At 66.7% G+C, this 20,724-nt stretch carries 24 protein-coding genes; 8 read left to right on the top strand and 16 right to left on the bottom strand.

Annotated elements, in window-relative coordinates:
* Positions 1 to 46: 46 nt before the first annotated feature.
* Positions 47 to 2,224: a TRAP transporter fused permease subunit gene (locus Q8J98_RS05995; protein ID WP_305293574.1), complete on the top strand. Its 2,178-nt coding sequence runs from the start codon at positions 47 to 49 to the stop codon at positions 2,222 to 2,224.
* A 49-nt stretch (positions 2,225 to 2,273) separates the two neighbouring features.
* Here Q8J98_RS05995 and tpiA read toward each other — a convergent pair whose 3' ends face one another.
* The 3 genes from tpiA to Q8J98_RS05980 all read right to left on the bottom strand — a co-directional run bounded on the left by tpiA (position 2,274) and on the right by Q8J98_RS05980 (position 3,813).
* A complete protein-coding gene (tpiA, locus tag Q8J98_RS05990; RefSeq protein ID WP_305293573.1) occupies positions 2,274 to 3,020 on the bottom strand; it encodes a triose-phosphate isomerase in 747 nt (248 codons plus the stop codon).
* A 68-nt stretch (positions 3,021 to 3,088) separates the two neighbouring features.
* The gene (locus Q8J98_RS05985) at positions 3,089 to 3,451 is read right to left on the bottom strand and encodes an iron-sulfur cluster assembly accessory protein (protein ID WP_305183837.1); all 363 of its coding nucleotides are present in this window, start codon (positions 3,449 to 3,451) and stop codon (positions 3,089 to 3,091) included.
* Positions 3,451 to 3,813 carry an SUF system Fe-S cluster assembly protein gene (locus Q8J98_RS05980; protein WP_305183838.1) on the bottom strand — a complete coding sequence of 121 codons (363 nt, stop codon included), beginning with the start codon at positions 3,811 to 3,813 and terminating at the stop codon, positions 3,451 to 3,453. The genes Q8J98_RS05985 and Q8J98_RS05980 overlap by 1 nt, the downstream gene beginning before the upstream one ends.
* A gap of 219 nt (positions 3,814 to 4,032) precedes the next feature.
* Between Q8J98_RS05980 and tgt the strand changes: the two genes are divergently transcribed.
* Positions 4,033 to 5,163, top strand: a complete 1,131-nt coding sequence (gene tgt / locus Q8J98_RS05975; protein WP_305293572.1) for a tRNA guanosine(34) transglycosylase Tgt — start codon at positions 4,033 to 4,035, stop codon at positions 5,161 to 5,163.
* Between the two features lie 4 nt (positions 5,164 to 5,167).
* Here tgt and Q8J98_RS05970 read toward each other — a convergent pair whose 3' ends face one another.
* Together Q8J98_RS05970 and Q8J98_RS05965 are read right to left on the bottom strand one after the other, a co-directional pair.
* On the bottom strand, positions 5,168 to 5,788 hold the full coding sequence (locus tag Q8J98_RS05970) for a thiamine phosphate synthase (protein ID WP_305293571.1): 621 nt from the start codon (positions 5,786 to 5,788) through the stop codon (positions 5,168 to 5,170).
* A gap of 28 nt (positions 5,789 to 5,816) precedes the next feature.
* Positions 5,817 to 6,155: a TfoX/Sxy family protein gene (locus Q8J98_RS05965; protein WP_305293570.1), complete on the bottom strand. Its 339-nt coding sequence runs from the start codon at positions 6,153 to 6,155 to the stop codon at positions 5,817 to 5,819.
* Between the two features lie 63 nt (positions 6,156 to 6,218).
* Between Q8J98_RS05965 and Q8J98_RS05960 the strand changes: the two genes are divergently transcribed.
* From Q8J98_RS05960 to Q8J98_RS05940, 5 genes are all read left to right on the top strand, one after another.
* On the top strand, positions 6,219 to 6,941 hold the full coding sequence (locus tag Q8J98_RS05960) for an RNA methyltransferase (protein ID WP_305293569.1): 723 nt from the start codon (positions 6,219 to 6,221) through the stop codon (positions 6,939 to 6,941).
* A gap of 208 nt (positions 6,942 to 7,149) precedes the next feature.
* A complete protein-coding gene (locus Q8J98_RS05955; protein ID WP_305293568.1) occupies positions 7,150 to 7,602 on the top strand; it encodes a copper chaperone PCu(A)C in 453 nt (150 codons plus the stop codon).
* A gap of 106 nt (positions 7,603 to 7,708) precedes the next feature.
* Positions 7,709 to 8,185 carry a copper chaperone PCu(A)C gene (locus Q8J98_RS05950; protein ID WP_305293567.1) on the top strand — a complete coding sequence of 159 codons (477 nt, stop codon included), beginning with the start codon at positions 7,709 to 7,711 and terminating at the stop codon, positions 8,183 to 8,185.
* 71 nt (positions 8,186 to 8,256) lie between these two features.
* Positions 8,257 to 9,408 (top strand): heme A synthase, encoded by a 1,152-nt coding sequence (ctaA, locus tag Q8J98_RS05945; protein ID WP_305293566.1) that lies wholly within the window; start codon positions 8,257 to 8,259, stop codon positions 9,406 to 9,408.
* The gene (locus tag Q8J98_RS05940) at positions 9,405 to 10,886 is read left to right on the top strand and encodes a carboxypeptidase M32 (protein WP_305293565.1); all 1,482 of its coding nucleotides are present in this window, start codon (positions 9,405 to 9,407) and stop codon (positions 10,884 to 10,886) included. The genes ctaA and Q8J98_RS05940 overlap by 4 nt, the downstream gene beginning before the upstream one ends.
* A 31-nt stretch (positions 10,887 to 10,917) precedes the next feature.
* Here Q8J98_RS05940 and Q8J98_RS05935 read toward each other — a convergent pair whose 3' ends face one another.
* From Q8J98_RS05935 to Q8J98_RS05885, 11 genes are all read right to left on the bottom strand, one after another.
* Positions 10,918 to 12,303 carry a cytochrome P450 gene (locus Q8J98_RS05935; RefSeq protein WP_305293564.1) on the bottom strand — a complete coding sequence of 462 codons (1,386 nt, stop codon included), beginning with the start codon at positions 12,301 to 12,303 and terminating at the stop codon, positions 10,918 to 10,920.
* A complete protein-coding gene (locus tag Q8J98_RS05930; RefSeq protein WP_305293563.1) occupies positions 12,300 to 13,526 on the bottom strand; it encodes a hypothetical protein in 1,227 nt (408 codons plus the stop codon). Before Q8J98_RS05930 ends, Q8J98_RS05935 begins: the two co-directional genes overlap by 4 nt.
* Positions 13,527 to 13,611: 85 nt before the next feature.
* Positions 13,612 to 14,307 (bottom strand): M48 family metalloprotease, encoded by a 696-nt coding sequence (locus Q8J98_RS05925; RefSeq protein WP_305293562.1) that lies wholly within the window; start codon positions 14,305 to 14,307, stop codon positions 13,612 to 13,614.
* Between the two features lie 30 nt (positions 14,308 to 14,337).
* Positions 14,338 to 14,925 (bottom strand): DedA family protein, encoded by a 588-nt coding sequence (locus Q8J98_RS05920; protein ID WP_305293561.1) that lies wholly within the window; start codon positions 14,923 to 14,925, stop codon positions 14,338 to 14,340.
* Positions 14,922 to 15,254 (bottom strand): hypothetical protein, encoded by a 333-nt coding sequence (locus Q8J98_RS05915; protein ID WP_305183851.1) that lies wholly within the window; start codon positions 15,252 to 15,254, stop codon positions 14,922 to 14,924. Before Q8J98_RS05915 ends, Q8J98_RS05920 begins: the two co-directional genes overlap by 4 nt.
* Positions 15,251 to 16,432, bottom strand: a complete 1,182-nt coding sequence (locus Q8J98_RS05910; protein ID WP_305293560.1) for a VWA domain-containing protein — start codon at positions 16,430 to 16,432, stop codon at positions 15,251 to 15,253. The genes Q8J98_RS05915 and Q8J98_RS05910 overlap by 4 nt, the downstream gene beginning before the upstream one ends.
* Before the next feature lie 9 nt (positions 16,433 to 16,441).
* Complete coding sequence (locus Q8J98_RS05905) at positions 16,442 to 16,606, bottom strand: hypothetical protein (protein ID WP_305293559.1); 165 nt, start codon at positions 16,604 to 16,606, stop codon at positions 16,442 to 16,444.
* 21 nt (positions 16,607 to 16,627) lie between these two features.
* Entirely contained in the window at positions 16,628 to 18,013 is a 1,386-nt protein-coding gene (locus tag Q8J98_RS05900; RefSeq protein ID WP_305293558.1) for a DUF2927 domain-containing protein, read from the bottom strand.
* Between the two features lie 200 nt (positions 18,014 to 18,213).
* The gene (locus Q8J98_RS05895) at positions 18,214 to 19,170 is read right to left on the bottom strand and encodes a methyltetrahydrofolate cobalamin methyltransferase (protein WP_305293557.1); all 957 of its coding nucleotides are present in this window, start codon (positions 19,168 to 19,170) and stop codon (positions 18,214 to 18,216) included.
* Positions 19,167 to 20,075 carry a methylenetetrahydrofolate reductase gene (locus Q8J98_RS05890; protein WP_305293556.1) on the bottom strand — a complete coding sequence of 303 codons (909 nt, stop codon included), beginning with the start codon at positions 20,073 to 20,075 and terminating at the stop codon, positions 19,167 to 19,169. The genes Q8J98_RS05895 and Q8J98_RS05890 overlap by 4 nt, the downstream gene beginning before the upstream one ends.
* Positions 20,075 to 20,395 carry a virulence factor gene (locus Q8J98_RS05885; RefSeq protein ID WP_305183857.1) on the bottom strand — a complete coding sequence of 107 codons (321 nt, stop codon included), beginning with the start codon at positions 20,393 to 20,395 and terminating at the stop codon, positions 20,075 to 20,077. The genes Q8J98_RS05890 and Q8J98_RS05885 overlap by 1 nt, the downstream gene beginning before the upstream one ends.
* On the opposite strand from Q8J98_RS05885, the gene Q8J98_RS05880 reads away from it, so the two are divergent.
* Complete coding sequence (locus Q8J98_RS05880; protein ID WP_305293555.1) at positions 20,382 to 20,675, top strand: hypothetical protein; 294 nt, start codon at positions 20,382 to 20,384, stop codon at positions 20,673 to 20,675. The genes Q8J98_RS05885 and Q8J98_RS05880 overlap by 14 nt on opposite strands.
* The last annotated feature ends 49 nt before the right edge of the window (positions 20,676 to 20,724 follow it).

Below are 20,724 nucleotides of genomic sequence, written 5' to 3'. Positions count from 1 at the left end.
GGCGGGTGCCGCTTTACACCTGCTGCCTTTCCCTTGGGAGAACCCGATGACCGCGACCGCCAAGGCTCCGGCCGACCTGCATGCGCTTTCGCAAAACGTCGATGCCGAGATCATTTCCATCAACCAGCGCGTGCCGACCGGCCATGTGGCCTATCTCGTGATGGTGCTGTGCATCGTCTATACGTCCTTCCACGTCGGGGTGATGAACCTCTACCCGCTGGAAACCTGGACCTACCGTTTGCTGCATGTCGGTGGCGGCTTGGCGCTGGGGTTCCTGCTGTTTTCGGGGTCGAGCCTGCCGGCATCGGGTGCCGCGCGGGCCCCTGCGCTTTTGCAACGCACCTACCTCTTGCTGCTTGCCCCCGGCGCGGTGGCCATTTTGCTGGCCTTCGCGCAGGCGCTGCTGTTCTGGATCACCGGCAAAGGCGTCGATCAAGCCGCCGCCAAGACCGCGATGGAATGGAGCTTCAGCCTGCCGCTGGTCGGCGGCACGATCTGGGTGCTGTTGCTTGGCTGGGTGTTTCCGCTGCGCGACCGGCGCCGGATCGACCTTGCCGACGTGTTGCTGGCGATCGCGGCGGTCACGGTGGCGATGTACATCATCTTTCACGCGCCGTTCCTGCGGCTGCGGGCAGGTACGGCGCTGGCCAAACAGGCCGACATGTATGCGGCGATAGCCGGGGTTATCCTGATCCTCGAACTGACCCGGCGGCTGGCGGGGCTGGCGCTGGTGATCATCGCCTCGATCTTCATTCTCTACAGCTTTGTCGGGCCGTGGCTGCCCGGCGTGCTGCAACACCGAGGCTACAGCGCCTCGCGCTTTTTCACCTATGTCTATACCGATCAGGGCATTCTCGGGCCAACCACGGCGATCTCCTCGACCTACATCATCCTGTTTGTCACCTTTGCGGCGTTCTTGCAGGCAAGCCGGGTGGGCGAATATTTCGTCAATTTCGCCTTTGCCGCCGCGGGCGGATCGCGGGGCGGGCCGGCCAAGGTGGCGGTGCTCGGCTCGGGGTTGATGGGCATGATCAACGGCACCTCGGCAGGCAACGTGGTGGCGACGGGGTCGCTGACCATTCCGCTGATGAAGCGGGTCGGCTACAAGCCGCAGACCGCCGCGGCGGTTGAAGCTGCGGCGTCTTCGGGCGGGCAGATCTTGCCGCCGATCATGGGGGCGGGTGCCTTCATCATGTCCGAGATTACCGCCATCGCGTACCGCGACATCGTGATTGCGGCGATCATTCCGGCGGTTCTCTACTTCATGTCGGTTTATTTCATGGTCGATCTGGCGGCGCAGAAGCACGGGATGAAGGGGCTGCCACGCGATGAGTTGCCGAAATTCGGCAAGCTGGCGCGCCAGGTTTATCTGTTCATCCCGATCTTCATTCTGATCGGCGCGCTGTTCATGGGCTATTCGGTGATCCGTGCCGGAACGCTCGCCATGGCGGCGGCGACCGTGGTCAGCTGGCTCACGCCATACAGGATGGGCCCGCGCGCGATTCTCTATGCGCTTGAAATTGCGGCGAAGATGAGCCTGCAACTGGTGGCCGTCTGCGCCGCGGCAGGGATCATTGTCGGGGTCATCGCGCTGACCGGGGTCGGCACCCGCTTTTCATCGCTGCTGCTCGGCCTTGCCGGCCAGAGCCAGGCGATGGCGCTTTTCTTCGCGATGGTGGTGGCGATCATCCTCGGCATGGGCATGCCGACCACGGCGGCCTATGCGGTGGCGGCCTCGGTCATCGCGCCCGGCCTGGTGCAGATGGGCATTCCAATGCTGACCGCGCACTTTTTCATCTTCTATTTCGCGGTGATGTCGGCGATCACGCCCCCGGTGGCACTGGCGGCCTATGCCGGGGCCGCGATCGCGCAATCGGACCCGATGCGAACATCGGTGGAAAGCTTCAAGATCGGTCTTGCCGCCTTTGTGGTGCCGTTCATGTTCTTCTCCTCGCCCGCCATGCTGATGCAGGGCACATGGATTGAAATAACCCATGTGTTCGTTTCGGCGGCCTTCGGCATCTTTCTGCTGTCGTCGATGGTGCAGGGCTGGTTCTTTGGCGCGCTTTCCTGGCCGCTGCGGATCGTGTTGCTGGTTGCGGCGCTCGGCATGATCGATGGTGGCTGGCTGACAGATGCGATTGGCATCGGTGCGGGGCTTCTGGTCTGGGCGTTGCAAAAGCGGCTGCTGACGCCAAGCCGGATTTCGCGCGGTGCCGACTGAACGACCAGATGCGCATAGGCTGCGGCCCCCCTTGCGGGGGCCGTTTGGTTCAGGCGGCCGCAAGTGCCGCGATGATCGCGCCGAAATCGGCGGCCTTGAGGCTCGCGCCGCCCACCAGCGCGCCATCGACGTCGGGCAGGGCAAATATCTCGGCGGCGTTCGAAGGCTTCACCGAGCCGCCGTAAAGCAGCCGGAAGGCGGCACCCTCGGGCCCGAAGCGCGCCACCAGTTCGGCGCGCAGGAAGCCATGCACCTCGGCGATCTGTGCGGGCGTCGGCGTGCGCCCGGTGCCGATCGCCCAGACCGGTTCATAGGCGATCACCGTATCTGCCCCGGTCGCACTTTCGGGCACCGATGCACCAAGCTGCGCCCCGATCACGGCAAGGGTTGCGCCCGCATCGCGCTCGGCCTCGGTCTCGCCGAGGCAGATCACCGCCACCAGCCCGGCGGCCTGCGCGGCAAGCGCCTTGGCGCGCACCTCGGAGTTGGTTTCCCCATGATCGGCGCGGCGTTCGGAATGGCCGACGATGACATGGCTTGCGCCCGCATCAACCAGCATCGGAGCCGAAATGTCGCCGGTATGCGCGCCTGCGGCCTTGACGTGGCAATCCTGCCCGCCAAGCGCCAGCGGATGCGCTCCCTTGGCCCAGTTCATCTGCGCGATAAGCGTGGCGGGCGGGCAGATCAGCACCTCGCAGCCGGGCTCGGGGTGGGCGGCGATCAGCGCCTTGACCTCGGCGAGGTCCGCCGCCACTCCGTTCATTTTCCAGTTGCCTGCCGCCAGTTTCCGCCGCATCGCGCCACCCCCCGCTGCCTTGCCGCCAGACTAGGCAGCATGCGCGGCGCTGCAAGGCAAAAATCCGCTCAGGGCGCGTCGGGCGTGTCTTTGAAGCGGATCGACTCGCCGCAGCCGCAGGCTTCGGCGACATTGGGGTTGTTGAACCTGAAACCGGCGCTGAGCAGCCCGTCTTCATAGTCGATCTCGGTTCCGAACAGGAACATCTGCGCCATCGGCGCGATCAGCACCCGCGCGCCGTCCTGTTCGACCACCTCATCCATCGGCCCGGCCACCTCGGCGACCTCGAGCGTGTACTCCATGCCCGCGCAGCCGCCCTTCTTGACGCCAAGCCGCAGCCCCGCGCCGCCCCTCGCCGCCATCAGCCGCGCCACCTGCGCGACGGCGCGGGGGCTGAGCGTAACGGCCGCCTTGCCGGAAAGCCCGAACATCACATGAACCCCAGTTCAAGCCGCGCCTCGTCGGACATCATCTCCATGCCCCATTGCGGATCAAAGGTCATCTGCACATTGACCCGCTGCACACCATCGAGCGGTTCCACCGCATCGGCCACCCAACCCGGCATCTCGCCCGCGACAGGGCAACCCGGCGCGGTCAGTGTCATGGTAATATCGACCGCGTTCTCGGGGTTGATGTCGATCGTGTAGATCAGCCCGAGATCCCAGATGTTCACTGGAATTTCAGGGTCATATACGGTGCGACACGCTTCGACAACGCGCTCGTAGAGCGGGTGCTCGGTGCTGGAGGGGCGGATCAGCGGCGAGCCTTCAAGCGGGCCGGGGGCTTCGGTCATGGGGCACTCGTGTCAGGTTGTTGAGCGATTATATAGGGAATACCCGGCGCAAGGTCCAGTCCCGCTTGCGACTGCTTCAGTCAAAATATCCCCGCCGGAGGCTCTTGCGGGCGGTGCTGCGCTCCGCGGGGGATATTTGATCCGAAGCAGTTGCAGCTCCCGGTCTTGGCAAGGGCGGCGCTTTGGCCTATGGCGGCGAAGGTTTGGCAGGGGGCGGCGGTGGCGACGGGATTTGGCTTCACGGTAGCGGCTGTTGACGGGCGCGCCCGCGCGGGGGTGATCACCACACCGCGCGGCGCGGTGCGCACCCCCGCCTTCATGCCGGTGGGCACCGCCGCGACGGTGAAGGCGATGCTGCCCGAAAGCGTCGCCGCGACCGGGGCCGATATTCTGCTCGGCAACACCTATCATCTGATGCTGCGCCCCAGCGCGGAGCGCATCGACCGGCTTGGCGGGCTGCACCGGTTCATGAACTGGCAGCGCCCGATTCTGACCGACTCGGGCGGGTTTCAGGTGATGAGCCTCGCGGCCCTGCGCAAGATGAGCGAAGACGGGGTGAGCTTCAAAAGCCATATCGACGGCTCCGCGCACCATCTCACACCCGAGCGCAGCATGGAGATCCAGCGCCTGCTCGGTTCCGACATCGTCATGGCGTTTGACGAATGCCCGGCGCTGCCGGCGACGGATGCGGTGGTGGCCGCCTCGATGCGCCGCTCGATGCGTTGGGCGGCGCGGTCGCGCGCGGCCTTCGGGGCGCGCCCCGGCCGCGCGCTTTTCGGCATCATGCAGGGCGGGGTGACACATGATCTGCGCGCCGAAAGCGCCGAGGCGCTCCGCGCCATCGGTTTCGAGGGCTATGCGGTTGGTGGGTTGGCGGTGGGCGAGGGGCAGGAAGCGATGTTCGGGGTGCTCGACTATGCGCCGGGGATGCTGCCCGAGGATCGCCCGCGCTACCTGATGGGGGTCGGCAAGCCCGACGACATTGTCGGCGCGGTCGAGCGCGGCATCGACATGATGGATTGCGTGCTGCCCTCGCGGTCGGGGCGCACCGGGCAGGCTTTCACCCGGGCCGGCGTGGTCAACATCAAGAACGCGCGGCATATGGATGATCCGCGCCCGCTTGACGAGGCCTGTTCCTGCCCGGCCTGCAAAAGCTACAGCCGCGCCTATCTGCACCATGTGTTCCGGTCCGGCGAAATCATCGCCTCGATGCTGCTGACATGGCACAACCTGCACTATTATCAGGAGCTTATGGCGGGGCTGCGGGGGGCAATTGCAGCCGGGCAGCTGGCCGGTTTCGTGCGCGCGTTCCACGCGGCGCGGGCGGCGGGCGATATCGAGCCGCGCTAGGCGTTCAGCCCATTGCCGCCGCCAGCGCCTTGAGTGCCGCGACAGGGTCGGGGGCGGACCAGACTTCATCGCCAAAGGCGAAGAAATCGGTGACCGGTGCAAGCTCGGCCACCAGCGCGGCGGTAAGCGCGCCTTCGGCGACGACCGGCACCTCGATCACTTCCGACCACCACGAAAACAGTGCGCGTTCGGCGATGGCGCCGTTATGCAGCGGCGTTTCGGCCATCGGGCCGAAGCAGACATAATCTGCCCCCGCCTCGCCCGCCGCCATGCCCGCGTGTTTAGAGGCACCGCACCAGGCACCGACGATGGCATCGGCCCCGAGCTCCTTGCGCGCCAGCCGCACCGAGCGGGCGGCATCCATCAGATGCACGCCGTCAAGCCCGTGCGGTTCGACCAGTTTCAGATGTTCGGCGATCACGATCGCCACATCGCGTTCATGCGCGGCCATCCGGCAGGCATCGGCGGCGCGGGCGATGGCGTCTTCATCGCGCCCGGCAAGCGCGAGCCGCAGGCAGGCCACCTCGACCGCGTCAAGCACGGCACCGAGCCGGGGAATGAAGCTTTCGAGTTCGAACACCGGCGGCGTGAGAAGGTAGATCTGCGGGCGGTCGGTGCTGGTCATGACATGTCCCTTTGGGGTTTGCGCCTTCCTAGCCTTTCGCGGCCTTGGGCGGAAGGCCCCGCGCATGCGCCAGCGCCAGTGCGGAAAGGCGCGCGCGCGGCGCGTCTTCGGCCGCATCGGGGGCCACCTCGACCATGCCACCCATTGGCCTGCCGGTGAAGGTGAGCGGACGCACCGAAGGCAGCGCCAGCGCCTCGGCATAGGACGGCTTTCCGACGCGATAGATCAGCGCTTCGCCCGAGACGCCGCAGACCATGTTGCCATCGAGCAGGAAGCAGACACCGCCGAACATGCGCCGTTCGGTGATGCCGGGGGCATCGGCGAGGTCGTCGCGCATCAGTTCCAGCAATCCGGGGTCGAGCGGCATTGCGGCTCTCCTTGTCACTTGGCTTGCGCCAGCGTATCAGGCGCGCAGGTTTTGGAAAGCGCGATGACCGGCCAGCCCGTCTTCATTCTGGTGCGCCCGCAGATGGGCGAGAACATCGGCGCGGCGGCGCGGGCGATGCTCAACTTCGGCCTTGACCGGCTGCGGCTGGTCGATCCGCGCGACGGCTGGCCCAATCCGCGTGCCGTGGCGATGGCTTCGGGGGCGGCGTCGCAGGTGCTCGACCATGCTGGCGTATTCGCCGATCTGGCGGCGGCAATGGCCGATTGCGACTATGTCTTTGCCACCACCGCGCGCGGGCGCGAACTGTCCAAACCAGTGTTCACCCCCGAGGCGGCGATGGTGCATGCCCGCGCGCTGGTGGCAGGTGGCGCACGGGTGGCAGTGCTGTTCGGGGCCGAGCGGGCAGGGCTTGCAAACGAAGATGTGGCGCGCGCCAGCGCGATCATCACCATTCCGGTCAACCCCGCGTTCTTCTCGCTCAACCTCGGGCAGGCGGTGCTGCTGATAGCCTACGAATGGGCGCGCGGCGGAGCCATGCCCGAGGCGGTTCAGCCGCCCGGTGATCTGGCCTCGGCCGAGGCTGTGGCGCGGCTTGGCGATCATTACGAGGCGGAGCTGGAGGCGGCGGGTTTTTTCTTCCCGCCCGTCAAGGCGGCGCGGATGAAGCTGAACCTGCGCAACATGTGGGCACGGCTGAGGCTGACCCAGGCCGAGGTGCAGACCTTGCATGGCATGTTGCGCCAGCTTTTGCGGCGCGGCGGCTAGTGCCTGTCCGACAAAAGTGGGCACCGGTTTTGTCGCAAGACAGGTGCAAACCATGAAGCTGACACCTGTCTGGCGCTTCTATCTGTGCCAGACAGACTCCAGCCGTCAATTTCGCGTGATACCCGTGGTTTCCGGAGTGACTTGCGCAACTGTCGCATGGTCCTGAAGTGCTGAAGGCGCATAGTCCGCGCATCTTTGGAGGAACCCCATGCGCCTTGTTGCCCTTGCCCTTGCCCTGCTGTTTGCCGCCACTGCGGCGTTTGCCGCCGATACCAGCCTCAACGGAATCCGTATCGTCAGCCCGCAGCTGGTGCTGCCGCCGCCGACGGCGATGTCGGCTGCGGCCTATATGACGATCATCAACGAAGGCACCGCGCCCAACCTTCTGATCGCGGTCGAGACCGACGCCGCGATGCACGCAATGCTGCACGAGACGGTGATTGGCGAAGACGGCATCGCGCGGATGTTCGAACTGCCGCCACTGATTGTGGCACCCGGCGAAACCTTCAGCTTTGTTGGCGGCGTTGCGCATATCATGCTGATGCACCTCAACGATGGTTACAAGGTCGGCGACCAGGTGCCGTTCCTGCTGACCTTCGATGTGGCCGGAGAGATACCGGTGATGTTCGAGGTCGTCGCGACCGCCCCGACCGGAAAGTGAAAACCGGCGAGCCGCGCGTTGGGGGCGGCCGTTGCGCCGATCACCACCCTGGGGCGTGGCACCCATTGCCAATAGCCATCCACAACCACGCCGAAAGGTCGCCGCCATGAAACCCTTTGCCCTCGCACTCGCCCTGCTCTTCGCCGCACCCGCGGCACTGGCGCATGACCTGATTGTGGGCGGGCTGCATTTCGTGCACCCGTTCATCGCCGCGCCGATCCCGGGTTCGATGTCTGGTGCCGCCTATGTGGTGATCGCCAACGAGGGCAGTCAGGCCGACACGCTGCTTGGTGTCGAAACCGATATCGCCATGATGTCGATGCTGCACACGACCATGTTCGGCACTGACGGGGTTGCCCGGATGGTGGAACTGCCGCAGATGATAATCGAGCCGGGCGACGTGTTCGGCTTCGAGCCGGGTGCGGCGCATATCATGCTGATGATGCTGACGCGACAACTGGCGGTGGGCGACGTTGTGCCCTTCACGCTGGTTTTTGAAAACGCGGGCCGTATCGAGGTGGAGTTCGTCGTCGATCCCGCCGACTTGCACGAACCCGCCGCAGCCATGGAACACATGCACTGATCGCCTTGTGCCCTTGAAGCCCCTGCCGCGCCACCCTAGTGTCGGGCGCGGATGCAGATCCGGGGGGCAAGGTGGCCACGAAGCGCAGCATATTCCAGGAGGTCGGCGGCACGGCTCCACCGCCGCCGCCACTGGGCGGGATGATCGAGCGGGCCCCACGCGGGGCGCGGCGCGCGGTGCGGGCCTGGCTCGGGCTCCTGTTCGTGCTGGTGGTGGCGATGATCGCGGTGGGCGGGCTGACCCGTCTGACCGACTCGGGGCTATCGATCACCGAATGGAAGCCGCTTTCGGGTGCCTTGCCGCCAATCGGCGAGGCCGCCTGGCTGCGCGAATTCGCCGCCTACCAGCAAAGCCCCGAATTCATCCTGCAGAACTTTGAAATGACGCTTGCGGGGTTCAAGGAAATCTTCTGGTGGGAATGGAGCCACCGGCAACTCGGCAGGGTTGTCGGGCTGGTCTGGGCAGCGGGGTTTTTCGGCTTCTGGGCGACGGGGCGAATACCGCCGGGCTGGAAGGGGCGGCTTCTCGTGCTTGGCCTGCTTGGCGGCGCGCAGGGGGCAATCGGCTGGTGGATGGTCGCCTCGGGGCTGGGCGGCGAGGCGGTCGATGTTGCAAGCTACCGTCTGGCAACGCACCTAGGCCTCGCCTTTGTTCTTCTGGCGCTGATCGCGGCGCAGATGCAGGCGCTGGGGCGCAGCGAGGCCGAACTGATGGTGGCGCGCCGCAGTGGCGAGGCATCGCTGGCGCGGCTCGGGGTCTGGCTGATCGGGCTTGCCTTCGTGCAGGTGCTGCTTGGCGCGCTGGTGGCGGGGATTGATGCGGGTCGCGGCTTTCCGACCTGGCCCTTGATGAACGGCGCGTTCTTTCCCGCCGATGCCTTCGTGGTGGCCAACGGCGGCCCCGGCTGGCGCGCGTTTTTCGAAAACCCCGGCCTCGTGCAATTCCTGCACCGGATCAGCGGCTATCTCTTGCTGGCGGCGGGCCTTCTGGTCTGGCTGCGCGCGCGCGCCAGCGCCCAGGCCGCCACCCGCAGCGCATTTGGCCTGGCGGTGCTGGTGCTGATCGGGCAGGCCGTGCTTGGCATTTTCACCGCGCTTTACGCCGCCCCGCTGGCCCTCGGGCTGGCGCATCAGCTTGGGGCGGTTGCGCTCTGGGTGCTGTTGATCCGCGCCGAAGGCCTTGCCCGCGCACCCCTGGCACAATCGATCCGAGGAACGAAATGACTGCATTTACCGAATTGATGGCGCATCAGCGCAGCACCGAAGCGCTTTCACTGGTGGCCGAGCGGCTTGGCTGGGATCAGGAAACGATGATGCCGCGCGGGGCCGCGGAACAGCGCGCCGAGGAATTGGCGGCAATGGAACAGGTTCTGCATGCGCGGCGCACCGACCCGCGTCTTGCCGAATGGATTGCCAAGGCCGAGGCCCCCGATGCCGCCGCCGCGCGGGCCATGGCGCTGATCGCGCACGCGCTCAGGCGCAACGGCGCGGTGCCCGCCTCGCTTGCCGAGGAACTGGCGCGCACCACCAGCCTCGCGCAAGGCATCTGGGCCGAGGCGCGCGCCAATAACGACGTCGGGCATTTTCTGCCGATGCTGAAGCGCGTCGTGGCGCTGCGCCGCGAGGAAGGCCAGGCGATGGCGGCGGCGGGCATTGGCGGCGGCGATGCCTATGATGCGCTGATCGATGGCTATGAGCCGGGGGCGACCGCCGCAAGCCTTGCCGCGATGTTCGCTGCCATGCGCCCGCGCCTGGTGGCGCTGCGCGAGGCGGTGCTCGGCGCACCCGCGCCAAACGCGCTGGCAGGCAGCTTTCCGGCGGCGGGGCAACTGGCGCTGGCGCGCCGCGCCGCCTCGGCCTTCGGCTATGACTGGACGCGGGGGCGGCTCGATCTGGCGGTGCACCCGTTTTCGTCGGGCGGGGTAAACGATTCGCGCATTACCACGCGGGTGGTGGAAACCGATCCGTTCAACTGCCTCTATTCGACGATCCACGAGGTCGGCCATTCGAGTTACGAGCTTGCAATCGACGCGGCGCACCATTTCACCCCGCTTGGCCATGGCGTGTCGATGGGGGTGCACGAAAGCCAGAGCCGGATCTACGAAAACCAGCTTGGCCGCTCGCGCGCCTTTGCGGGCTGGCTGCTCACCCAGATGCAGGCGGAGTTCGGCGCGCTTGGCGTTGCCGATGCCGATGCCTTCTATGCCACCCTCAACCGTGTGCAGCAGGGCTTTATCCGCACCGAGGCGGATGAGCTGCAATACAACCTCCACGTCATGCTGCGCTTTGATCTGGAACGCGCGCTGATCGGTGGCAGGCTCGATGTGGCCGACATCGAAGAGGCGTGGAATGCCCGCTTCCTTTCGGATTTCGGTTTCGCGGTGGATGTGCCCGCAAACGGCGTCTTGCAGGATGTGCACTGGTCCGTAGGCGCAATCGGCTATTTTGCCACCTACAGCCTTGGCAACGTCTATGCGGGCTGCCTCAACCAAGCGATGCGCCGCGATCTGCCAGACCTCGACGCCTCGCTGGCTACCGGCGATGCGCGCCCGGCAACCGACTGGCTCTGCGCCAAGGTGCAACGCTTCGGAAGCCTCTATACCCCCGCCGAAGTCATCACCCGTGCCTGCGGGGAAGCGCCCAGCGAAGCCCCTCTGCTCGACTATCTCGAGACCAAGTTCCGCGCGCTCTACAATCTTTGAAGCAGGGCGGGGGGCTTTGCGCCCCCGCCCTTCAGCGCGGGGTGAGCGCAAGCCAGATGCCATCACGCCCGCGCACGGTCAGATGCGCCACCGGCATTGCCGCGCGTCCGGGCACCGGGGCAATGCGGAAGGCGCGGGCGATCATTGCAAGCATCAGCGGCCCCTCGGCCATGGCAAAGGCGGCACCGGGGCAAACGCGCTGGCCGGTGGAAAAGGGAATGTAGGCATTGCGCAGGCAGGCCTTGCCGTTCGCGGTGGCAAAACGGTCGGGGTCGAACTCGTCGGGGCGCTCCCAGAGCCGCTCGTGGCGGTGCAGGTGCCAGGGCGAGATCACGATCTGCGCGCCCTTTGGCAGGTCCCGGTCGCGAAAATGCTCGGGGCAGCTTGCCTCGCGCACCATCATCGGCACCGGCGGGTAAAGCCGCATCGCTTCGCGAAACACCGCGCGGGCCTGCTTTAGCCGGTTGATGATCGAGAAATACGGGATTTCGGGCCCGATCACCGCCTCTGCCTCGGCCGCAAGCCTGTCGCCCCAGTCGGGGAAAAGCGCAAGCAGGTAGAGCGACCAGCCAAATGCCGAGGCCGAGGTTTCGTGCCCGGCAAGAAAGAAGATCGCCACCTGATCGACCATCTCGGCGGTATCGAAGGTGTCGCCGGTCACCGGGTCGGCGGTGGTCATGATCTTGGTCGCAAGGTCGTTCGGCGCGGTGCCCGCCTTGATCTGCGTCATCCGCGCCGCCGTCAGTTCGGTAATCAGGCCGCGGATGGTGGCGGCGGTGCGCCGGGCCTTGCGCGAATGAAACCGCGGCACCCATTTCGGCAGCGCCAGAAGCGCGCCGAGGTTGACGATCGGCTGCGCCTTCTGATGCGCGCGGAACTCGGAAAACGCCGCCGCCGCCACGGCGTTCTCGATAGGGATCGAGAACAGGGTGCGAAAGATCACATCGGCTGCGGCGTGGCTGGTTTCGGCCTCGATCTCGATGGGCTGGCCATCGGCGCGGGCACGCAGGCGCTCGACGCAGGCAATTCCGGCGTCCCACATCGCCGGAAAGGTGTCGCGCAGCCGTCCGCCCTCGAAAGCCGGGTCGATGATCCGGCGCTGGCGTTCCCAGACCGGGCCGTTGGTGATGAACACCGAATTGCCCAAGAGCGGGGCCAGCCCCTCGCGGATACGATCTGACTTGGGGAAATCCTTTGGCCGCTTTTGCAGCACGAGGTCCACCAGTTCGGGGTCGTTGCAGAGGTAGGAGTGAAAGAACGGCGTACGGAATTCGGCCATCCAGGCGCGGTAAAGCCGGGCCGGCTGGGCGGAAAGGATATCGCTGCGGAAAAGCCGGAAGTAGCGCCAGAGCGAAACCTTGTCGGGGCGCGCGGCGGGCTTGGGCGGCAGCGGGTTCTGGGCGCGGGCTTGGGTCATCGGGTGTCCTTGTACCTGTTCACCGGGCGCTCGATGCGGCTGGCCGAGGGGTTGCGCCCGGCATAGCGGGTTTGCAGTGTCGTCGGCCCGGCGGTGATCTGGAAATAATCATAGTCGCCGGGCCTGTCGAAGGCGGAAAGATACTGGAAATGCAGCCGGAAAAAGCGCCAGCGGAGCGCTTTCCAGCGTGCCGGGCTCAGCGTTTTGGTGAAGGCGGCGGAAAGCACCAGTGGCCAGCGTTTGTCTGGCGGTGCCACGCCGGAGACCGAAACCGGGTCACACAGCGCGAAGGCGCAGCCATCGCCTGGGGCGGTGACATCGACCCAGGCCAATTCGTCGCGGGCGCTCAGAAACGCCAGATCGCCGCGCAGGCGCTGGGCGCGGGGCAGGAACGAGACCATCGGCACCACCTGGCCGAGCGTCAGCAGCCCCAGTGCCGGGCCCGTCGCGGGCACCCGCCCGGCGCGGATCAGATCGGCGAGGATCGAGATCGCAAGATGCGCCCCCGAGGAATGGCCGACCACCAGAACCTCGTCCCATGCGCCTTCCAAAGCCGCTGCAATGGTGTCGCCGAACTCGGCAAGCCGGGCTTCGAGGTCGGGCGGGTAGGCCCCGGAAAGCTGCGCGGTATGGGCGTAGTCATGCATCAGGTAATAGGCGTAAAAGCGGCCGTCGGCCTTGCGGAACCGGCGCAGGATCGCGGCGGCGACCACCAGCGACACCGCGGTGCAGACCAGATTGCTGCCGAAAAACATCGGTACCACCCACATCGCGGCCCAACCCACGACCCAGCCAAGCGCCAGCGCCAGCGCAAGCTGCAAGAGCAGCGCGAAGATCGGGTAGAGCGCGGCGATCATCGGCCCCTTGCGCAGCCGCATCAGCCGGAAGAGCGAGCCGGAGGCAATGTAGGTGGCGGTGGTGCGCAGCAGTTGCAGGTAGGTTGCCGGGATCGACTGGCCCATGCTGGCCGCGACGATATCCGACCAGACCAGCACCTCGAAATCGGCCTCGCAGGTGTCGCCGCCAATGGTGGCAGTGGCGTGCCAGCCAAAGGGTCCGCCCGCGTGTTTGGGTGCAAGCGCGATCTGGTAGCCCGAGATTGCCGCCTGCGCGGCCCCCTCCTTGCGGTAAAGCTCGCGGTAGCGGCGCGGGTGGATTGGGTCGTAGCCCGGGATGTAGAACACCCGCCGCCGCCTGACCTCTGGCGCAAAAAGCCCGCTCATCCGCTCCTCGACTGTCGCTGGCGTGAAGGCTAGCGCAATGAGCCAATGAGGGTAAGCCTTTGCACGCGGCAGGGGGGCGCGATGATCAGTCGCGGGGGGCGGGGTGCCAGCGCGCCTCCAGCGCCTCGATCGCGGCGATCCGGTCTGCCGATTTCGGATGCGAGAGGATCCAGGCAGGGGCACCGGCACCGGGCGCGCCGGTCAACCGCTCCAGCCGCGCGAACAGCGCCTTTTGCGGCCGGGTGCCGATGCCTGCCTTGACCAGCAGCGCCGAGGCCCAGGCGTCGGCCTCGTATTCGTCCTGCCGCGAAAGCCGTGCCGCAAGCGCGCTGGCGGCGAGGTTCGCGATCCAGACCCCGATGCCGGGAAGAAACCGCCCGAGCACGGTTGCCAGCACCATGCGCAGCGCGTTCTGGCCGGTGAAGTCGATCATCCGTCGCCGCGAATGACCCAGCGCCACATGCCCCAGTTCGTGCGCCACCACCGCGCCAAGTTCCTCAGGGGTGACCTGCCCGGCATCGAGGGCGCGCAGGAAGCCGCGGGTCAGGAAAACCCGGCCATCGGGTGCGGCAAGGCCGTTGACCGGCTCGACCTCGTAAAGATGCAGCGGAATCCGCGCGACACCCACCGCCCGCGCCAGCCGCGCCAGCACCGGGGCGAGCCGCGCATCGGTCAGCGGATGCGAGCGCGCGGCAAGCTCGCGCCCGAGTTGCCACGCCGAAAAGCGCCACATGGCAAAACCGTAAGCGACGAGCAGGAGCAGGGGCAAAAGCTTGATCATGGCTTGAATATGGGGCGCTGCGGGCCGGGGTCAATCACCGCGGCGGCGGGCGGCACCAATCAGCCACCAGCCGAACACCACCAGCGCCGCGAAAGCTGCCAAGAGGCCAAGCGTCGATGAGGCAAGTTCGGTTGCCGCTTCCAGATTGGCACCGAAGGCATAGCCGATGCCGACATATAGCCCGACCCAGACCACCTCGCCCGCGATTCCCGCGAGGGTGAAGGCCCGATGCGGGTGGCCAAGCGCCCCGGCCGCGACATTCACCGATGGCCCGAGCGGCGCAAACAGCCAGCGGCTGAAAAACACCGCCGCGTTGCCGTTGCGCCTGAGTTTCTGCCGCGCCCTTGCCATTGCCCGGGCGCGCTTGCCGCGCAGCCGCGGCAGGAACCGCCCGGCACCGCGCCCGGCGAAAAAACCGACCTGATCGCCCGCAATCGCACCGGCCAGCGCGCCCCCCGCCGCAGCAGGCAGTGCAAGGTCGCCCGTTGCCACCAACGCCCCGCCCGCCAGCATCAGCATCGAGGCCGGGATCGGCAGCATCAGGCATGAGAGGAACGTGGTCGTGGCCAGAAGCCACGGCCCCCATGTGGGCAAGAGCGCCAGCAGGGTCTCGGTCATGGCGGCGTGAGCAGCGGCAGCAGCGGTGCCAGCAGCACCTCGAGCGGCACACCGCGTTCGGCGGCAAGCTCGGCAAGGGTCATCCGGCGCGGCTGGTCGCGGTCAAGCCCGAGCGCCTCGGCAACCGCTTCGGGCGGCAGGTGGCGCGCGCGCGCCAGCATGCCCGGCGTCATCCAGCCTTCGATCGGGCCATCGCGATGCGCCGGGTCGGACCAGTAGATGGTGAAAACCAGCATCCGCGCCGCGAAGAACAATACCGCGAACGCGGCAAGGGTGAAGCCGATCAGCGCCAGCCGGTTGTTGCGCCACAATCGCCGCAGGGTTTTCATCCCAACACCCTCATTGCCTTGGTGATGCCCGCAAGCGTCAGCGGCAGCATCCGCCCCGCGAAGGCCTGCGCGATCATGCCGATGCTTGGCGTATGCGGCCAGTGCTTTTCGGGCAGCGGGTTCAGCCAGACATGCGCGGGCCACTGTGCGCGGGCGCGCGCCAGCCAGCTGGCACCGCTTTCGGGATTCCAGTGTTCGTTGGCCCCGCCGGGGTGGCTGATCTCATAGGGGCTCATTGCGGCGTCACCCACAAAAATGCATTTGTAATCCGGCCCGTAGCGGTTGAGCAGGTCAAGGGTCGGGGTCTGTTCATCCCAGCGGCGGCGGCTGTTGCGCCAGACCTGCTCGTAAAGGCAGTTGTGAAAATAGTAGTGCTCGAGATGCTTGAATTCGCTCCGGGAAGCAGAAAATAGCTCCTCCACCACGCGCACATGCGCCTCCATCGAGCCGCCGACATCGAGAAACAGCACGACCTTGACCGCGTTGTGCCGCTCGGGCCGGGTTTTCACGTCGATATAGCCCGCATCGGCCGAGGCGCGAATGGTGGCGGGCAGGTCCAGCTCTTCCGCCGCGCCGTGCCGGGCCCACTGCCGGAGCCGCCTCAGCGCCACCTTGATGTTGCGGGTGCCAAGTTCCACCCGGTCGTCGAAATCGCGAAACTCGCGGCGATCCCAGACTTTTGCGGCGCGGCCCTCGCGCCCCTCTGCCTGGCCGATGCGCACGCCTTCGGGGTTGTAGCCATAGGCCCCAAAGGGGCTGGTGCCGGCGGTGCCGATCCATTTCGAGCCGCCCTGATGGCGGCCCTTTTGTTCTGCCAGCCGTGCGCGCAGGGTCTCCATCAACCTCTCAAAGCCGCCAAGCGCCTCAATCTCGGCCCGTTCCTCGGCTGTCAGGTGGCGTTCGGCGAGCTTTTTCAGCCATTCGGCGGGCAGCGCCACCGCCTCCAGCACCGCCTCGGGCGGGATCGTCTCCAGCCCTTTGAACGCTGCGGAAAAAGCCCGGTCGAATCGGTCAAGGTGGCGCTCATCCTTGACCATGGCGGTGCGGGCAAGAAAGTAGAAGGCCTCGATATCATAGGTGGCAAGCCCTGCCGCCATGGCTTCGAGAAAGCCCAGAAATTCACGCAGGCTGACCGGAACCCCGGCGCGGCGAAGGCTGTCGAAGAAGGGCAGGAACATCGCGCCCCCTCAGATCAGCCGGTCAACGGCGAGTGTCGCGAACATGCCGATGATGGCGAAGATGATGGCGTAGACGGCGCTGTACTGGGCGCGGTCAAGGCCGTTGCCGCCGCGGCGGAATGCCTGCCAGTAACCCAGCAGCGCGCCGACAAGCGCGCCAAGAATAACGATCATTGTGGCCTCCGGCCTCTTGGGTCAACGCAGCCGCGAAGCACCTTGCGCCAGCGCGGCAACTTCGGCTGCGCGGCGGTCGGCCGCAGCCTGACTGCCAAAGCCATAGCCCGCCCAGCGGGCCGAGTCGAGCCGCGCCGCAGCAGCCGCCGCCATCTGGCCGCGCGCCGCGAAAGCCTCGGCGCGGATCAGGTGCAGGGTTGCGGCAAGTGCCGGGTTTTCGGCGGCTATTGCAGGGCCAAGCGCGCGGTCGGCCAGCGCCAGCGCTTCCTCCGGCTGGCGCGCGGCCAGCGCCAGCACGGCAAGCTGCATTTCGACATGGGCATAGTGGATCGCTGCGCCCGGCAAGCGGCGATAGATGGCGGCAGCCATCAGCAACGCTTCGCGCGCCGCGGCAGGGTCGGAAGCGGCGCTGAGCCGCCCGAGCGCGAACCAGGCGAAGCCTGCGCGCGCGTCATTCCAGCCCGCAGCGGTGGCGATCGAAACCGCATTTCGCGCAGCGGAGCGGCGGACTTCGGTCGAGGCACCGCCCGCCAGTGCCGCGTCGATCGCGGTCTGGAAACTGCGTGGCGTGGGTATTTGCGGAGCCGGTGCCGCAGCCCGGCCACCGGCGGGATTGAGCCGCGCCAGAAGCGCCGGCAGGCGCGCCGCAACCTCGGCCTCGGTCATGCCGCTTGCCAGTTCGGGCGCGTAATAGACCCGCAGCACCAGCATATCGGTGCGGGTCAGCACGGCCTGGAAGTTGTCATCGTTGAAAACCGAATCGGTGAGCCGGTAGAGGTCGTTGAGCGGCCCCAACGCCTGCGCCACTTCTTCGTGCAGGCAGTCGCGCATTTCCTGCGGTGCGACATCGGAGGGCAGGAACACCGAGACCCGGCTGCGCGTTGCAAGCAGGGTCCAGTCGGTGGCACTGCTGCCGCGCAGGGCGCGATAGTCTTGCCAGCCCGAAACCCCGGGCACCACGAAGCAGGCGGCATTGGGCACCAGCGCCTGCATGTCGTGGCGCGGCAGAAACTCGACCGTGATCGCCGCCGCGCCGCGCTGTTCCTGCCAGATCGCAATGCCCGCCTCGCCACGCAAACGCGCCAGAAGCCCCGCCACCTCTTCGCCAGCACCGGGTGGCACGGCACCGGCAAGCGCCAGGGTTATGGGCTCTTCGAAACGCGTGAGAACCGGCAGGCGGCGACCGCTTTCAAGGCTGAAGGCGAGTTCCAGAAAGTCGCGCGCGATCTCGGCGTTGCTGGCGGCGCGGCGCGGGGGCGGGCCGACGGGGCCGGGGTCGAACCCGGCAATCAACGGCGGTGACAGGAGTTCCGAGGCTGCGCGCGCGGTTGTGCCGCCGGGCAAATCTGCCGCGCAACCCGCCAGAGCGGCGGCAAAGAAGAAGAGCGTGGTCCGGTGCAGCAGCATGAAACCCCAAGCGTAGTCGCGGAGGGTCAGACTACCCCTTTGCGCGAGCTTCACCTAGCAAAAGCTTGGGAAACAATCTGTATTCGATTTGAGAGCGCAGATGTTGTGGCCCGGTCAAAGCGGCGCACGGCCCCTAGGGTCAGCGCCGGGCAAAGGCGGCGGGCGGTACCTTGCCGCCGCACCACGCCCGAATCGCCCGGCTACCCGCGCCCGCGCCTGCGCCCGCCGCGTGCGCCACCTGCGGCCAGTGCCGCAGCGCTTGCCTCGGCGAAGGTCGCGCCCTCTTTCACTGCCTCGAGCACGCGGGAAAAGCGGATCCATTCAAAGCCGTTCGCATCGTGATCCATCAGCATGTTGGCGGCGCGAATTGCCTCCATCTCGACCGAACGGACCGGGTTCATGATGGCGCTGGTCATGCCCGCGCCGATCGCCATCGGCAGGAAGGCGGCGTTGACGCCGTGCCGGTTGGGCAGGCCAAAGGAGATGTTCGAGGCGCCGCAGGTGGTGTTCACGCCCAGCTCGCGCAGGCGGCGCACCAGCTCAAACACCTGCCGCCCGGCGCTGGCCAGCGCTCCTACCGGCATCACCAGCGGGTCAACCACGATGTCATGCGCGGGAATGCCGAAATCGGCGGCGCGCTCGACGATCTTCTTTGCCACCGCAAAGCGCACCTCGGGGTCCATCGAAATGCCCGAGTCGTCGTTCGAGATCGCCACCACCGGCACGTTGAATTTCTTCACCAACGGCAGCACCCGCTCCAGCCGCTCTTCCTCGCCGGTGACGGAATTGAGCAGCGGTCGCCCCTCGGCTGCCGCAAGCCCGGCTTCGAGCGCCGCGGGCACCGACGAGTCGATGCAAAGCGGCACATCGACCAAGCCCTGCACCAGTTTCAGCATCGCCACCATCAGCGGCGGTTCGGTCTCGTTCGGGTTGGGGTTCGAGTTGTAAACCACCCCGGCGTTGACATCGAGCACCATCGCGCCACAGGCAACCTGTTCGAGCGCGTCAAGCTCGACGGTCGTGTAATTGCCCGCCTCGAGTTCGGCGGCCAGTTTCTTGCGCCCGGTCGGGTTGATGCGCTCGCCGATCACGCAAAACGGCTCGTCAAAGCCGATCACTACGGTTTTCGATTTGGATTCCAGAACGGTGCGGGTCATGCGGTCTCGCCTTTTGTGTGCTCGGCCACCCAGGTGGCAGCGGTCTTGATGCCCCCAAGCGGGAAGAAATGCACCGATTCGATGCCGAAAGCCGGGCTGGCTGCCTTGTGCGCGGCAAGCGCCGCGACCATCTCGCCCGGCTCGAAGGGCAAAAGCAGCTTGGTCACGTCGCGCGCGCGCCGTTGCAACACGCGCAACGAGGGGCCGACACCGCAGGCGATGGCGAATTTGACCAGGGTTTGCAGCTTTGCCGGGCCGGCGATGCCGATGTGCACCGGCAGATGGATGCCGAGGCTGGCCAGCTTGTCCACCCAGGCGATCACCGGGGCGGGCTCAAAGCAGAACTGGGTGACGATTGCCATTTTTGCATCTGACCGGGCCGCCCACTCCTGCTTGAGCCGCAGCGCCTGCAGGGCAATGGCGTCGCCGCCGTCGCTGTCGATATCCCGGTTGCCCTCGGGGTGGCCCGCCATGTGCAGCCGGGTGAAGCCGTCGAAGGCACCGCTTTCAAGCATCTGCATCGCCGAGGTGTAATCGCCCGCAGGGGTGTTGACGCCGCCGCCGAGTAACAGCGCCTGATGCACTCCGGCCTCGGCCTTGTAGCGGTTCACCCAGTCGCGCAGGATGGCTTCGGAGGCGATCAGGCGCGCCGGAAAATGCGGCATCGGCTCGAATCCCTCGCGGCGCAGGCGCGCGGCGCAGGCCACCATGTCGGCAATCGGGGTGCCGTCGATATGGGCGATGTAGACGCGGGTTCCGGCGGGCAGGATGGCGCTGAAATCTTCGACCCCCGCCGCGGTGCGTGGCATCACCTCGATGGAAAACCCATCCAGAAAGGCCGGAACCGGGCCAAGATCGGCGGCTGCATCGGGGGCCGCATCGCGGCGAAAATTCATAAGCGCCATCATGGCCTCCGGTCAGGGGCGGGGGGTTCCCAGCCATCGTTTGCAACAAGTGCGGCAAGCCGCGCGGGGTCGTATTCGGCAAGAATGCGCGCCAGTTCGGCCTCGGCGGCTTCGGCATCGGAGCCGGGATGCACCGCTTGGGCCACCTTGCGCCATTCGGCCATGTAGGCTTCCGACCCTTGCGCGCCGATCTTCATCGCGCAGCGGTCGATTGCCTGCTCAAAGCGTTCGGGCAAAGGCTTTTTCACCGCCGCACGGCCCTTGCCCGCAATGACCTGCGCCGGGATGTCGCGCCAGAGAACAAGGGTGATTTCGGCCATTGGTGATTCCTTCCTCGCGCCAGCATTACGCCCGGATGCGACGCCTCCGGCGACGGATTTCGACATTCTGAGCGGGGCGAACGACGCCGACCTGACCCCGGCGGTCAATTTGGCCGGGCGCGCCCCTGCGGGGCAACGGCAAAGCGCAGGCGAGGTGGTGAAATCGGCGCATGATCTGCATGAGTCGCGCGAGATGCGCGCCGCGCGGTGCCTGCGGCGCGCGCCACGGGGGCGGCGCGCGCCGGGGCGGCGCTTCGGGGTGGTTTTCAACACTTTGTAAACCCTGATCTGGCAAAACCTGCCAAGGGGGCTCTCGCTCCGGGCGCAGG

This window comes from Phaeovulum sp. (genome assembly GCF_030684035.1).
Lineage (GTDB): Bacteria > Pseudomonadota > Alphaproteobacteria > Rhodobacterales > Rhodobacteraceae > UBA6213.
This window is presented reverse-complemented; position numbering and strand designations above follow the sequence as displayed.